The sequence below is a fragment of the Rubrobacter calidifluminis genome (genome assembly GCF_028617075.1).
Lineage (GTDB): Bacteria > Actinomycetota > Rubrobacteria > Rubrobacterales > Rubrobacteraceae > Rubrobacter_E > Rubrobacter_E calidifluminis.
Genome location: NZ_JAQKGV010000005.1, coordinates 65,371 through 79,509 on the forward strand (window position 1 = coordinate 65,371; position 14,139 = coordinate 79,509).

Sequence of the window (14,139 nt, forward strand, 5' to 3'; positions counted from 1 at the left end):
CTCTCACCCTCCCTCGTAGACGAAGACCGCCTGCACGACGTCCTCCGCCCCGCCGTCGAGCAGGCGGTAGGCCGCCGGTGCATCCTCGAGGTGGAAGCGGTGGGTGACGAACTCCTGTAGATGCAGACGGCCGAGCAGATCCAGGACAACCTCCATCCTGCGGCGGCGGTCCCAGCGCGGGGACGCCTCCGGCCCGATCCTGCCCACCTGAGAGGAGCGGATACGCACCCGCCCCCGGTGGAAGCGGCCGCCGAGCTGCAGGATCACGGGCTTCGTTCCATACCAGGATACGGCGACGACCGTCCCCTCGTCGGCCACCGAATCTATAGCCTGCTGCAGCGCCTCGCCCACACCGCTCACCTCCACCGCCACATCCGGGCGCCGCCCGCAGGATTTCAGGATGTCCTCCCCCGGCGCGAGCGCGGCGTCGGCCCCGATGGAGAGCGAGAGAGCTCGTCGTTTTTCACGCGGCTCGACCGTGACGACGCGACCGGCCCCGGCGAGGCGGAGCAGCTGCGCGATCATCATCCCCACCACCCCCTGCCCGAAGACCACCGCGGTCTCCCCGAGGAGCAACGGGGTGTCGTGGATGACGTTGAGCGCAGTCTCGAGGTTCGCCGCAAAGATCCCGAGCAGCGGATCGAGGCCCTCCGGCAACCGCACGGGCAGCCCGACCGGGACGCAGAAAACGCTCTGGTGCGGGTGGTGGACGAAGACGATGTCGTCCCGCCGCAGCCCTCCGGTCCCCTCGCCGACGTCGAGGACGCGCCCCACGACGGCGTACCCGTATTTGACCGGCAGGGCGAAGCTCCCCTCCAGCGTGGGGAGGTCGAGGTCGAGCCTGGGGGAGACCTCTCCCCGGTAGACGAGCATCTCGGTCCCTGAGCTTATCCCGGAATAGAGGGACTCCACACGCACCTCTCCCGGGCCGGGGGGCAGGACCTCGTGCTCGCGCAGCGCGGCCCGGCGCGGCCCCTCGAACCAGACGGCCCGGGCGGGAAGTGCCTCAGGCATTCGGGTACTCTATCGGGCTCTCCAGCAGGATATCCGCCCCGCAGCGCTCCACCGAGATCTCCGGGAGCACGAGCGAGGCGTCGAGGCTGGAGATTCCGAGGTCGCCAACGGCCTCTATCCCGCACCCGAGTATCTTCGGCGCGATGCAGACGCAGACCCTGTCCACCAGCCGCTCGCGCAACAGGGAGGTGATGAGCCTCGCTCCACCCTCGACCATCACGGATTTCACGCCCATCTCGCCGAGGTTCTCGAACATCACCGCAAGATCAACCCGCCCCTCGCCGTCCTCTGGCAGGATCAGGATACGCGCTCCTAGCTTCTCGAGCCTCTCGCGCCGCTCCTCCGGGGCCCGAGCGGTTGTGGCGAGCACGGTACCCCTCGCCGCACCGCCGGCGAGGACCGCCGCCTCAGGAGGAGTGCGCAGGGTGCTGTCCACGACCACCCTGAGCGGGTCTCTGCCCGGCGCGTGTCGGACGGTGAGGCGCGGGTCGTCCGCGCGGGCCGTACCCACCCCGACCATCACCGCGTCGTGGCCGGCGCGCAGCGCGTGCGCGTGGCGGAGCGACTCAGGGCAGCTGATCCACTGCGAGGAGCCGCCCGAGGTCGCAAGCCGGCCGTCGAGCGTCTGGGCGTAGCTCACGGTGACGGAAGGTCTCGCTGCGTTCCCTGCGGGGGACATCTCCACTCCTCCAGCCTCGTCTCTCCGCAATCCAGGAGAAGGTTAACACGGCCCCACGGCGCGGAAGGGTCCGGGATCACACTCCGTTATACTGCCCCGGAGAAGATCACAAAGAGAGGGAGAAGGACTTGGGAGAGGACAGGATACTGCTCGAAGGCATGGTCTTTCACGGCTACCACGGCACGCTCTCCGCAGAGCGCGAGCTGGGCCAGCCCTTCGTCGTCGACGTCGAGATGAGATGCGACCTCAGGGAGGCAGGCCTCACCGACGACCTGAATAAAACCGTGGATTACGGCGAGGTCCACCGGCTCTCGCGTGAGATCGTCGAGGGAGAGCCGGTGAACCTCACCGAGACGGTGGCCGAGAGGATCGCCGCTGCGATCCTGGAACATCACCCGAGGGTCGAAGAGGTGCGGGTGAAGGTCGCAAAGCCCCACGTCCGGCTCGAGAACACCGTTCTTGGGGGCTCGGCCGTCGAGGTCGTGAGGGAGCGGGCCTGAAGCTACCAGCGGTCCACGACCACGACCCCTAAGGTGCCGAAGTCCCCCATCGAGGCGAGCACGTCTCCGGCCTCCTCTATCGGGATGGTGCGCGAGACGAGCTTCTTCGGGGAGAGTTTGCCCTGCTCTATCATCGAGAGCATGTACGGATAGCTCACCGGCCCCATCCCGAGCGAGCCGATGAGCCGGATCTCCTTCTGCACGATCAGGTCGACCGGTAGCCCGATGACGCCGCGTTCGGCGCTGGTGGTGAGCCCTATCTGAAGGTGCCTGCCCCGCTTGCGCACGCTCCCAACCGAGGCCTGGCAGGTCTGGGCTATACCGAGGGCGTCGACCGAGACGTGGGCGCCGCCGCCGGTGATCTCCTGCACCGCCCGGGTCGCGTCGGTCTCCCTCGCGTTGACGGTCTCCACCGCCCCGATCTCACACGCGAACTCCAGCTTGCGGTCGTCTATGTCCACGGCTATCACCCCGGCGCCGAGGGCGGTCGCGATCATCGTCGCCGAGAGCCCCACCCCGCCGCAGCCGTGCACCGCGACCCACTCGCCGGGGCGCACCTGCGCCTGATCCGCGAGCCCGTGGAAGGCGGTCATGAAGCGGCAGCCGATCGAAGCCGCCTCGACGAATCCGACCGACTCCGGGAGGTTGACCAGGTTCACGTCGGCGTGGGGCACGTGCACGTAGCGGCCGAAGGAGCCCCACTGGGTGAAGCCGATCAGACCGATGTTGTCGCAGACGTTGTGGTGGCCGGCGACGCACTCCGGGCAGGTGCCGTCCGCGACGTTGAACGGGACCACGACCCGCTCACCCGCCGAGTGGTGGCGCACCTCCGGCCCGACCTCTTCCACGACCCCGGCGAACTCGTGACCCAGCACGTGCGGCAGCGGCGGATTCACCCCGAACCAGTCCCAGTCCCCCTGCCAGGCGTGCCAGTCGCTGCGGCAGACCCCGTTCGCCTCCACCCGGACTATCGCACCGTCCGGGGCGCAGGAAGGCTCCTCGACCTCCCGGACGACGAGCGGCTCCCGCTGCTTCTCCATCACGGCGGCCTTCATGTCGCGTCTCCTTTCCCTTGACCCTGCAGGACCATTTTAAGCTCAGGAGGAGACGATCTGCACGTCCACCCCTTCTCCGATCTCGTAGATGAAGCGATCTATGACATCCCCGCGCCAGAATTTCTCCCACCTGCTACGACGCGGATGCCCCATGATGACGTAGGTGACGTTGTGCTCGCGGGCGAAGCGGACCAGCTCGGCCACCACGTCCTTCCCCTTGAGGACCACGACTTCTGCGCCGAGCTCGCGGGCGAACTGCAGGTTCTCCGAGATCTGACGCTGGGCGGTCGCGGAGAGCCTCTCCGGCGCCGTACGCGGGGTCTCGACGTAAACAGCGTACCAGTCGGTGTTCATCCTCCCCGCCACCCGGCTGCCTCGCCGCAGCAGGCTTCTGGCGTCAGGCTTGGAGCTCAGCGCGACCATCACCCGCTCTGGCTCTCCCGAGCGGGGGCCGTTCTCCCGGCGGGCGGTGTAGCGGGCCTCGAGGTCCCGGGCGGTCTCGTGCAGCGAGAGCTCCCGCAGGAGGGAGAGGTTCTCCTCGGTGAAGAAGTTCTCCAGCGCCTGCCGGACCCGCTCCGGCGGGTACACCCTGCCCTCCAGCAGCCTCTCCCGGAGGGTATCCACGGTCACATCGACGTTTATGAGCTCTGCACGCCGCACTATGCGGTCGGGGACGGTCTCGCGCACCTTTACGCCGGTGGCCCGCTCGACGAACTCGTTTACGCTCTCGAGGTGCTGGATGTTCATGGTAGAGAAGACGTCTATCCCGGCGGCGAGGATCTCCTCCACATCCTGGTAGCGCTTGGCGTTCTTGGAACCGGGGACGTTGGTGTGCGCCAGCTCGTCCACGAGCGCCACCTGAGGGTGGCGGAACATTACGGCCTCTGTATCCATCTCCTCGAGCAGGATACCCCTGTATTCGATCTTCTTCCTCGGGATAACCTCGAGATCGCCGATCATCTCCTCGGTCTCTCTCCTGCCGTGGGTCTCTATGTAACCGCACACCACATCCACCCCGGCACGCTTCAGGTCGTGGGCGTCGGCGAGCATCTTGTAAGTCTTTCCTACCCCGGCGGCGAAGCCAACGTAGATCGTCAGCCTCGCCTCATCCTCCTTCTCGAGCCGGGCGAGGTACTCCTCCGGTGAGCGTCTCAAGCTCAACTTCCCGTCCGTCCCCCCTGCCCTGAGAGCCTGTCGAGCGCCAGGTTGAGCTTCAGCACGTTAACCCGCGGCTCTCCCAGGAAGCCGAACTGGCGCCCGGTCGTGTACCGCTTTATAAGCTCCCTGACCCGCTGCAGCGGAAGCCCGCGGGCCTTCGCAACGCGTGCGGCCTGCAGCTCGGCGTTGGCCACCGAGATATCCGGGTCGAGCCCGGAGCCCGAGGCGGTCACCGCGTCCACCGGCACCGGGGCACCGGGTGAGAGCCCGTTCTCCTTCCTGTAGGCCTCGACCCGCTCCCTCACCCGGGAGATGAGCTTCTTGTTCGTGGGGCCGAGGTTGCTGCCTCCGCTGTAGGAGGCGTTGTACGGGCGGGACTGGGTGGCGCTCGGACGGGGATGGAAGTAGCGCGGCGAAGTAAACTGCTGGCCGATGAGCTTCGAGCCAACGACCTCGCCGTCCTTCTCCAGAAGGCTGCCGTTGGCCTGATCCGGGAAGAGCACCTGCGCAACACCGGTGGTAACGAGCGGATACACCAGTCCGCAAACCAGCATGAAGAGGACCGCCGAGACGATTGCCGGCCGCAAGAGCGAGGTCATCGATGTACGTGTGCGCGGTTCCATACCTCTCCTCCTAGAAGGTTTTGCCGGCGAGCATCTGGAACTCCTCCGCCAGCGGGCCCAGGGCCCAGGAAGGGAAGAACGTCAGGCCACCGATGATCAGTATCACCCCGATCAGAGTGGCACCGAAAAGTGGTGTCGCGGTTGAGAAGGTTCCCTTGGTTTCAGGCAGCGTGCCCTTCCCCGCCAGAGATCCCGCCACGGCCAGAAGTGGCACCAGAGGCAGGTAGCGACCAGCAAGCATCGCGAGCCCTATCGTCGTGTTGTAGAAAGGTGTGTCGGCGGAGAGCCCCGCAAAGGCTGAGCCGTTGTTCTCCGTACCCGAGGTGAAAGCGTAGAGCACCTCGCTGAAGCCGTGGGCGCCGGGGTTGCCCAGGCCGTTCAGAGACCCCGGCCATACCATCGCCAGCGCGGTGAAACCCAGGATGCTCGCCGGGTAGATCAAGAGTGACACAACAACGAGGGTAATCTCCCGGGCATCGATCTTCTTGCCCAGAAACTCCGGGCTGCGGCCAACCATCAGACCGACGATGAATACGGCGAGGATGGCGTACGTCAGCAGGCTGACAAACCCTACCCCCTCTCCGCCGAAGACGGCATTGAGCTGCATGTTGATCAACGCTCCTAGTCCCCCGAGAGGGGTCAGGGAGTCGTGCATGTTGTCGACTGAGCCGGTCTGGGTCCCGGTCGTCACCGCAGTAAACAGACTGCTCTGGGAGATGCCAAAGCGCACCTCCTTACCCTCCATGTTACCCCCGCTCTGCGTCGAGGTGGGGGTCTGGTCCGCACCGACCTTGCTCAGAAGCGGATTTCCCGCCTGCTCGGAGGAGTAGATCAGGGCAACGGATCCCACAAGCAAAACCAGGAAGACCGCGAAGAACACCACCCCCTGTCTCTCGCGGGAGAGCATCCTCCCGAAAGCATGGATGACCGAGGCCGTAATCAGCAGCATCGCCAGTATCTGCAGCGCACCGGTCAGCGGCGTGGGATCCTCATAGGGGTGAGCTGAGTTTGCGTTGAAATAACCCCCACCATTGTTGCCGAGATGTTTTATAGCGTCCAGGCTGGCCACCGGACCACGGGCTATCTCCTGGATCCCCCCCTGCAGAGTGTGCGCAACCACCGAGGGCGAGAGCGTCTGAGGCACTCCCTGCCATACCAGTACCAGCGCGAGCAGGAAAGATAGAGGGAGCTGCAGGCGCAGGATGATACGCGTGAGATCCACCCAGAAGTTGCCAAGCTCTGCCAACCCGCTGCGAGATAGCCCCCGTATCACGGCGGCCGCAGCAGCCAGCCCGGTAGCGGGGGCGAAGACCTGCATGAAAGTCACGAAGAGCATCTGTTCAAGATAGGACAGGCTAACCTCACCCGCGTAGCTTTGCCAGTTGGTGGTGGTGACAAAAGAAGAGGATGTATTGAAGGCCTGATCCGGATCTTGCGGTGGCAGATGCCCGGTATCCAGTGGTAGGAGAGCCTGCAACCTCAGCACCAGGTATCCAAGGAGCATGGACGCCGCACAGACGGATAGCAGGGAGAGAGAATATCTTTTCCAGCCCATCTCATCGTCCGGCCTTATGCCGAGCAGCCTGTAAATCATCCTCTCTGGCAGCAGGTGTCTCTCTCCCTCGAAGATCCAGACCAGATATCGTCCGAGCGGCACAGCCAACAGGCTCAAAACGACGAGTATGACTATGATCTGCAAAATCCCGTACAGCATCAGGCTTCCCTTCATCCTTGATAGAGGTACATCAGCGAAAGTACGAAGGTTACGAAGAAGACCAGAAACAACGGCCCCCACACCTCTTTCACCATCGCCCCCTCCGGTCAGATCTTCTCTAGAGCCAGGGTGAAGAAGCCCATGATCCCGAAGCACACCAGCGTGATGAGAACGTAGAGTACATCTCCCAAGGCATCCTCCTAACCGAGGCTCAGCGCGCTGAGCACGAGATCGATGATCTTTATCCCCACGAAAGGTGCCACCACCCCTCCTACACCGTAGATGAGCAGGTTGCGCCGCAGCAGAGCGTTTGCGCCCAGCGGGCGGTAGCGCACCCCCCGCAGCGCCAGCGGGATGAGGAGCGGGATGATTAGCGCGTTGAAGATTACCGCCGAGAGGATCGCGCCCTGCGGCGTGGCCAGACGCATGATGTTGAGGGCGGAGAGCTGCGGGTAGGCGACCACGAAGATCGCCGGGATTATCGCGAAGAACTTCGCCACGTCGTTCGCCACCGAGAACGTGGTGAGAGCCCCACGCGTTATGAGCAATTGCTTGCCGATCTCGACGACCTCGATGAGCTTGGTCGGGTCGGAGTCGAGGTCGACCATGTTCCCCGCCTCTTTGGCCGCCTGGGTACCGGAGTTCATCGCGAGCCCGACATCCGCCTGGGCGAGCGCCGGGGCATCGTTGGTACCGTCTCCCGACATGGCGATGAGGTGCCCTTTCTTCTGCTCGGCGCGGACGAAATCCAGCTTGCCCTCCGGCGTGGCCTCGGCTATGAAGTCGTCCACCCCGGCCTCCCTCGCGATAAAAGCCGCCGTCTTCGGGTTGTCCCCGGTGATCATGACCGTGCGGATCCCGGCGGCCCTGAGACGGTCGAAGCGTTCGCGCATCCCCGGTTTTATGATGTCTTCCAGCTGGATTATCCCGATGATCTTATGATCGACGCCCACGGCGAGCGGCGTACCACCCTTCTCCGAGATCTCATCGGCCACCTGCTCCAGATCCTCCGGGATTCCGCCGTCTCTCTCGGCCCACTTCTTCACGGCGTCGACGGCCCCTTTGCGTATCCCGGTCCCGTCCGGAAGGTCCACCCCGCTCATCCTGGTCTGGGCGGTGAACGGAACGAACCGCGCTCCACCAGGGTTCTCCCGCTCTACACCCTGCTCTTCTGCCAGTTCGACTATGGAGCGCCCCTCGGGGGTCTCGTCGGCGAGCGAGGAGAGGTAGGCGAACCGCCTAAGGTTCTCCTCGGTGTTCCCACCGAGCGGCACGAAGCGCGTCGCCCTCCGGTTGCCTAGCGTGATGGTCCCGGTCTTGTCCAGAAGCAGCGTGTCCACGTCCCCTGCAACCTCGACGGCCCGGCCGCTCTTGGCCAACACGTTCGCCCTGACGGCCCGGTCCATCCCGGCGATGCCTATCGCCGAGAGCAGCGCCCCGATGGTCGTGGGTATCAGACAAACCAGCAGGGCGACGAGGGTTGTCACACCGACCGGTTTCCCGGTGTAGATCGAGAAGGGCAGTAGCGTCACGGTGACGATCAGGAAGATCGCGGTGAGTGCGGCGAGCAGGATCGTCAGGGCCACCTCGTTCGGCGTCTTCTGGCGGCTCGCCCCCTCGACGAGCGAGATCATGGTATCCAGAAAACTCTGTCCCGGCTCGGAGGTGACCTCGACGACTATCCTGTCCGAGAGCACCCTGGTGCCCCCGGTCACGCTGGATCGGTCCCCGCCGGCCTCTCTTATCACCGGGGCCGATTCCCCGGTTATCGCCGACTCGTCCACCGAGGCTATCCCCTCCACGATCGTGCCGTCGGCCGGGATGATCTCCCCCTCCTCAACGACGAAGAGGTCCCCTTTCTTCAGCTCGGTGCTGCTCACCCTCTCCTCCCGACCGTCCACGAGCCTCCTCGCCGGGGTCTCCGAGCGGGTCTTCCTGAGCGACTCGGCCTGCGCTCTTCCCCGGGCCTCGGCGAGGCCCTCCGCGAAGTTGGCGAACAGCAGGGTGATCAGGAGCAGAAAGAAGATCGCCAGGTTGTAACCGGTCAGGGACGAGCCGGTGAAAAGGCCGTACCCGCTCAGAAAGCCCACGACCAACGTCCCCACCTCGACCACGAACATGACGGGGTTTCTCACCATTTCCCGCGGGTCGAGCTTCTTGAACGACTCCGCCGCCGCCTGCCTGGAAAGCTCGGGGTCGAAGATCCCTCTGGAACGTGCCAGGTTGCGCGGGCGCTGCTCTTTCGGAATCCTCTGGGGGGAAGCCATCCTAAAACCTCCCCGGACGCACGATCACGTAAAGCAGATAGATGATCAAGGCTAGCGAGAGGAGCCCGAGCACCAGGTATCCGGCCACGCTCATCCCATCCACCTCTGTCGAAGAACCTGCAACCTCATGACCTGCACGACCGGCGGCTCGCAATCTTCCCGTACGACCGGGCCAAAGACCTCGACGTACTCTCCTATGTAGTCGCTGAGACGGTAGACTTCGCTGCGTAAGCCATAAAGGTAGAGAGCGCACTCCGGATCCATCAGCCCATAGGCAACTCCACAACGGACCAGCAGGAGATTCCATTCTGTCCGGACCACCCCCCGCACACCCTCCAGGGAACCACCGACATCGGACCCACCCGCCGGGCTTCCTTCTTCTCGCTTCACCGTCTCCGCACCCGGATTCCTCATTCGGCCAACCCATCCTCGAATTCGATGACGTAGACCCACTCGTCCCTCTCGGGAGAAATCGAAGAGTGGACGTATAGAACCCGCCTGCCCGTACAACCTTCGAGCCTCCCGGAGAGTTCCTCCGCCCCTGAACGGAAGACCTGCTCCCGCAGGTCTTTCACCGTGTTCCTCCCCTGGACGGTGTCGACGAGGCGCCGCTCGAAGACGGTCAACACGCCACAACAGCGCACCACCGCCAGGGCATCGATCATGTAGGTGTGGATACGGTCCGGGCCACGGCCGATGATCTTCCGCAGAAAGGCCATGACCTCGTCGCTGATGACAGCCTCGGTCCTGCTCTGCCTGTGCGCCACAGATACGCCGCACCTCCTGCTTCCCGGATGCGGCAACGGCAAAGGGCCGGTGCCGCATCGCACCTCCACCTCAGTAGAGGGGTCGCAGCTACCGGCCCCATGTCCGCTGGCCCTCCCCCGCAAGGGAAAGGACCGCAGAGACTGGTCCGAGTAGATTCTGACCATCCCGCAGCATCCAGGTGGTTCCGCCCGCAACCACCAAAACCATCCCGAATGCAGCGGGACGCCCTCTTTCCTTACAGCCTACGAGGTTAGCTGACGGGTTCGGGCCGAAAGAGCTAAGCCCTACACCGGACCGCACCGGCGATTCACCCCAGGGGCAAGGCCCCACTCGGGTCCCCCGCTCTCCTCAATTTCGAGGAGATTCGGCTTCTCAGCATGTATTCAGTTGTAATTTCATTATATCACGCTGTTCAGCCTCAGGAGCAATCTTTTGCAAGCCGGTTCAAGCAACCCACCTCCAGGTGACGAACAGCGCCGTGAGCGTTGCACCTACGAATGAGCTCAGGATGAGCCACAGGAAGAGGGCCTTCCTGCTGCGGGAGAGGGTTACCCCGAGCGCGATGAAGAACGGGAACGCATCGAGAAGGAATCGGGGCAGGCTCATGAGCGGGAACAGGGGTGAAGGTGTGAGCAGGGGCACGAGCACGAGGGCCAGCGCGTAGAGGCTCAACCCCGGCGGGAGCACGAAGACCCCGAAAACCATCACGGCGAGGAAGAGGGTGAAGAACGCGAGGTTGAGGGTGTTCGAGGCGGCGAGCGAAGGTTCCGGAAGCGTGCTCACGAAGAGAGCGTGCGGCTCGGCGAGGTAGCGGGCACCCTCCCTCGCGCTCCTCCACGCCATCCGGGCGGTCGCGAGTGGATCGGTCAGCGCGCGTCCCCAGTAGGCCCGCTGCTGGCGGGCGAAGACGAGCGGGTCCCCGAAGCGCCCGGTGAGGTAGAGCGCGTAGGCGCAGAGCCCGGCGGGGACCAGCGCCATCTCCGCGAGCCCCCGGCTCCCGAACCCCCTGCGATCGCGCACCCACTCGAGAAAGAGTGGCAGGAGGAGCAACACCCCGAGGTTGCGGGTCGCCGCGGCGAGCGCCCCGAGGAAGCCGGCGAGGAGCAGGTCGCGCCGCACCAAGGCGGCCCAGAGGCACCCGGCCGAGAGCGCGAGGAAGAAGCTCTCGGTATAGACCGCGTTCAGGAAGAACGCCGTAGGGAAGAAGGCGAGCGTGAGTACCGAGGCGCGGGCAACCCGCCCGCCATACAGCTTCTCAGCCATCCCATACACGAAGTACAGGGCAAGGAAGCATGCGGCAAGCGAGATCGCCACCCCCCACAACGCCGCCCCTCCGCCGAGGCTGCTTCCGAGGTGCACGAGGAGCGGGTAGAGCGGGAAGAAAGCCGTGCTCTGGGGGGCGTGCAGGCCGTAGCCGGAGGTGGCGATCCCGGAGTACCACGCCCCGTCCCAGTTCGCCCAGTAGCCCAGCGTTCCCCAGGGCCCGGGGATGCCGCCGGGACGGGCCCGCGGCAGGAGAAGATGGGCGAGCGCCCCCACCCCGAGAAAGAAGGCCCGCGAGAGCACGAACGTCCAGAGGACGAAGCGGAGGGGGCTTCCCTCCCTCCGCTCCCTCCTAGTAGCGGAGGTTCGGGCCACGGCTTATAGCCCAGCAGGCCCCGGCGAAGCAGGCGCCGGACAGAAAGATCATCACGGCGAACGAAAGGTAGGTTTCCAGGTCGGAGACGCCGAGGGCCGCGTAGCGGGCGGCATCCACGGTGTGGAAGATCGGGTCGAAGAGCGTCGCCACCTTCAGCGGGTGCGGCAGCATCCTGACCGAGTAGAAGACCCCGCCGAGAAAAGCGAGCGGCTGGATTATGACGTTGCCCATGAAGGAGATGTGGTCTATCCGGGTCGAGACGACCCCCACAATCACGCCGAGCGAGGAGAACGCGAACGCTGCGAGGACCCAGACCGCGAGCAGAAGCAGCGGGTTCTCGGCCCCGGTCCTGGCGAAGGGCATCCCGACCAGGAAGACCCCGCAGCCCACGATCACACCGCGCAGCGTCCCGCCCAGAGAGTAAGCCAGCGCGACCTGCAGGTCGCTCATCGGGCTCGCGAGGACGTCGTCTATGTAGCGCTCGCGTTTGGCGTCGAAGACCGAGCTCGAGGTGTTCGAGTACGCCCCGGTCACCAGGCTCATCGTCGCGATCCCGGGGAGGATGTACTGCAGATACGGGATGCCTTCTATCTCCTTTATCCTCCCGCCGAGCGCGAACCCGAAGACGACGACGTAAAGAAGCGAGGTCAGAAGGGGGGGCACGATCGTCTGGGACCACACCCGCAGAAAGCGCAGCACCTCGCGCTTGAGCAGCGTCAGGAACCCTCTGTCAACTATCAGCATGGATCACCTTCATGTAGACCTCTTCGATGCTCGATGCACCATGCCTCTCCTCGAGCTCCCCGACGGTACCCCTGTCGGCGATCCTCCCGCCCGAGATCAGGGCGACCTCCTCGCAGAGCTCCTCCGCCTCCTCCATGTAGTGGGTGGTGAGCACGATCGTGAGCCCCCCGCGGTTGAGCTCGCGGATGTAGCTCCAGAGGCTGTAGCGCAGCTCGACGTCGACCCCGGCCGTCGGCTCGTCGAGGAAGAGTATCCCGGGGTCGTGCATCAGCGCCCGGGCGAACATCACCCGCCGCTTCATCCCGCCGGAGAGGGTATTGGTGCGGGCATCCCGCTTGTCGGAGAGCCCGAAGCGCTCCAGCAGCTCCGCCGCCCGCTCGCGCGCCTTGCGTTTCGGGACGCCGTAGTAACCCGCGTGGTACAAAAGCGTCTCCTCGACCGTGAGGAACTTGTCGAGGTTCACCTCCTGGGGCGAGACCCCGACCATGCGTCGCGCCCGCCGGAAGTCGCGGATGGCATCGTAGCCGAAGATCTCGATGCGCCCACGGTCGGGCCGGGCCAGGTTGACGATGCTGCTTATGAAGGTCGTCTTGCCCGCACCGTTGGGCCCGAGGAGCCCGAAGAAGGTCCCCGGCTCTATCTCGAGCGAGACGTCATTCAGCGCGACGAGCCCCCCGGGGTAGGTCTTCCTGAGCTTTTCGACCTTGAGCGCCGGGACCGTCTTCAACCCGCGAGCACCTCCCGCGCGGCCCTCTCGCCGGAGAGTATCGCCCCGTTTATGGAGGAGTCCACCGTGTACTCGCCGGCGAGGAAGAGTCCCGGCGTGGGGGTCCGGTTGGAAGGCAGCGTACGGTGGAACCCGGGAGGCTGGGGGAACTGAGCGTAGGGGATGCGGTAGACGGCGAGCGGCTCGGGAGAGAGTGATCCGTCCCAGCCGGAGATCCCCTCGACCCCGAGCCGGAAGATCTCCGCGTCGGAGGCGTCGTCCACCCCCGAGAGGACCACGCTCAAAAGCCCCATCCCCGGCGGGGCGTAGAACGGGGAGATAGCATCCATCGCGACCACGCTATCTACAGGACCCTCCGACGCGTCGAGCACGATCTTCCTGCCCGAGCCCAGGGCGTTGGGAAGGCCCGTCGCGTAGCAGGCACACACCTGCCCGAGACCCCCGTCCGGCACCTGGATCCCTGCGAGCCTCCGTGCCACCGGAGCCTCCGTGGCGAGCACGACGGCGTCGGCCTCGTGCTCCTCCCCGGCGGCCCTCACCCCCACGGCCCGGCCGTCCTCCCGGAGGATCCTCTCGACCGGGCACCCGAGGTGTACGGCCCCCTCCGGCAGCCGGGAGGCGAGCTGCTTCGAGATCTCCCCCATCCCACGGGCCGGCACGGCGACCTCCCCCGAGGCGAGCATCCGGAAGGTGAACCGGAAGACGCGGCACGAGGTCGAGAGCGAGCGGTCGAGCAGGATGCCGCCATAGAACGGCCGGAAGAAGGTCTCGATGATCCTCTGCGAGAACCCCAGACCCCGCAGACATTCCAGCGTGGTCGAATCGGGCCCTTCCTCCCCGGCGGCAGACTCGGCCCCACCGTGTCCGGAGGTCGCCGCGAGCCGGAGCACGCGCAGCTTGTCCGCGAGGGTCGCCGCATCCGATCTGAGCGAGGGCAAGAGGGAGGCCGGGTCTCTCCGGGGATCGGAGAGGATGGTCCGGCTCAGACCGTGCCGGATTATGGCGCCGGGGTCGAAGGGCTTGAGATCGAGCGCCTCGAGGTCCAGGTGTCTCCTCACCGCGGGATAGGCCGTGAACAGGACCTGGAATCCCCTGTCGAGCAGAAATCCGTCGCGCTCGTCGGTGCGTACCCGGCCTCCGACGCCGTCGGAGGCCTCGAAGACCTCGACCTCGGCCCCCCCGCGCGCGAGCAAACCCGCGCAGGTGAGCCCCGCGAGCCCTGCGCCTGCCACGATGATCTTCATGCCGCAG

At 65.4% G+C, this 14,139-nt stretch carries 14 protein-coding genes and 1 riboswitch; of the genes, 1 reads left to right on the forward strand and 13 read right to left on the reverse strand.

Annotated elements, in window-relative coordinates:
* Positions 1-3: 3 nt before the first annotated feature.
* Together PJB24_RS05490 and PJB24_RS05495 are read right to left on the reverse strand one after the other, a co-directional pair.
* Complete coding sequence (locus tag PJB24_RS05490) at positions 4-1,014, reverse strand: zinc-dependent alcohol dehydrogenase (RefSeq protein WP_273843542.1); 1,011 nt, start codon at positions 1,012-1,014, stop codon at positions 4-6.
* Positions 1,007-1,693, reverse strand: a complete 687-nt coding sequence (locus PJB24_RS05495; protein ID WP_273843544.1) for a RibD family protein — start codon at positions 1,691-1,693, stop codon at positions 1,007-1,009. The genes PJB24_RS05490 and PJB24_RS05495 overlap by 8 nt, the downstream gene beginning before the upstream one ends.
* 128 nt (positions 1,694-1,821) lie before the next feature.
* On the opposite strand from PJB24_RS05495, the gene folB reads away from it, so the two are divergent.
* Positions 1,822-2,193, forward strand: a complete 372-nt coding sequence (gene folB / locus PJB24_RS05500; protein ID WP_273843546.1) for a dihydroneopterin aldolase — start codon at positions 1,822-1,824, stop codon at positions 2,191-2,193.
* 2 nt (positions 2,194-2,195) lie between these two features.
* Here folB and PJB24_RS05505 read toward each other — a convergent pair whose 3' ends face one another.
* The 11 genes from PJB24_RS05505 to PJB24_RS05555 all read right to left on the reverse strand — a co-directional run bounded on the left by PJB24_RS05505 (position 2,196) and on the right by PJB24_RS05555 (position 14,120).
* Positions 2,196-3,248 carry a zinc-dependent alcohol dehydrogenase family protein gene (locus PJB24_RS05505; protein ID WP_273843548.1) on the reverse strand — a complete coding sequence of 351 codons (1,053 nt, stop codon included), beginning with the start codon at positions 3,246-3,248 and terminating at the stop codon, positions 2,196-2,198.
* Positions 3,249-3,290: 42 nt separating this feature from the next.
* A complete protein-coding gene (locus PJB24_RS05510) occupies positions 3,291-4,409 on the reverse strand; it encodes a universal stress protein (protein WP_273843551.1) in 1,119 nt (372 codons plus the stop codon).
* A complete protein-coding gene (kdpC, locus tag PJB24_RS05515; RefSeq protein ID WP_273843554.1) occupies positions 4,406-5,029 on the reverse strand; it encodes a potassium-transporting ATPase subunit KdpC in 624 nt (207 codons plus the stop codon). Before kdpC ends, PJB24_RS05510 begins: the two co-directional genes overlap by 4 nt.
* 10 nt (positions 5,030-5,039) lie before the next feature.
* Positions 5,040-6,743, reverse strand: coding sequence for a potassium-transporting ATPase subunit KdpA (gene kdpA, locus PJB24_RS05520; RefSeq protein ID WP_273843555.1), 1,704 nt, complete (start codon positions 6,741-6,743; stop codon positions 5,040-5,042).
* 200 nt (positions 6,744-6,943) lie between these two features.
* Positions 6,944-9,010, reverse strand: coding sequence for a potassium-transporting ATPase subunit KdpB (gene kdpB / locus PJB24_RS05525; RefSeq protein WP_273843557.1), 2,067 nt, complete (start codon positions 9,008-9,010; stop codon positions 6,944-6,946).
* Between the two features lies 1 nt (position 9,011).
* Positions 9,012-9,104, reverse strand: coding sequence for a potassium-transporting ATPase subunit F (locus PJB24_RS05530; protein WP_273843560.1), 93 nt, complete (start codon positions 9,102-9,104; stop codon positions 9,012-9,014).
* Positions 9,105-9,420: 316 nt separating this feature from the next.
* Positions 9,421-9,777, reverse strand: coding sequence for a Na-translocating system protein MpsC family protein (locus PJB24_RS05535; protein ID WP_273843563.1), 357 nt, complete (start codon positions 9,775-9,777; stop codon positions 9,421-9,423).
* Positions 9,778-10,002: 225 nt separating this feature from the next.
* Positions 10,003-10,158, reverse strand: a riboswitch (cyclic di-AMP (ydaO/yuaA leader).
* 64 nt (positions 10,159-10,222) lie between these two features.
* The gene (locus PJB24_RS05540) at positions 10,223-11,416 is read right to left on the reverse strand and encodes a glycosyltransferase family 39 protein (RefSeq protein ID WP_273843566.1); all 1,194 of its coding nucleotides are present in this window, start codon (positions 11,414-11,416) and stop codon (positions 10,223-10,225) included.
* Positions 11,394-12,161 (reverse strand): ABC transporter permease, encoded by a 768-nt coding sequence (locus PJB24_RS05545; RefSeq protein WP_273843569.1) that lies wholly within the window; start codon positions 12,159-12,161, stop codon positions 11,394-11,396. Before PJB24_RS05545 ends, PJB24_RS05540 begins: the two co-directional genes overlap by 23 nt.
* Complete coding sequence (locus tag PJB24_RS05550) at positions 12,148-12,888, reverse strand: ABC transporter ATP-binding protein (RefSeq protein WP_273843571.1); 741 nt, start codon at positions 12,886-12,888, stop codon at positions 12,148-12,150. The genes PJB24_RS05545 and PJB24_RS05550 overlap by 14 nt, the downstream gene beginning before the upstream one ends.
* Positions 12,885-14,120, reverse strand: coding sequence for an NAD(P)/FAD-dependent oxidoreductase (locus PJB24_RS05555; protein ID WP_273843574.1), 1,236 nt, complete (start codon positions 14,118-14,120; stop codon positions 12,885-12,887). Before PJB24_RS05555 ends, PJB24_RS05550 begins: the two co-directional genes overlap by 4 nt.
* Positions 14,121-14,139 lie beyond the last annotated feature (19 nt).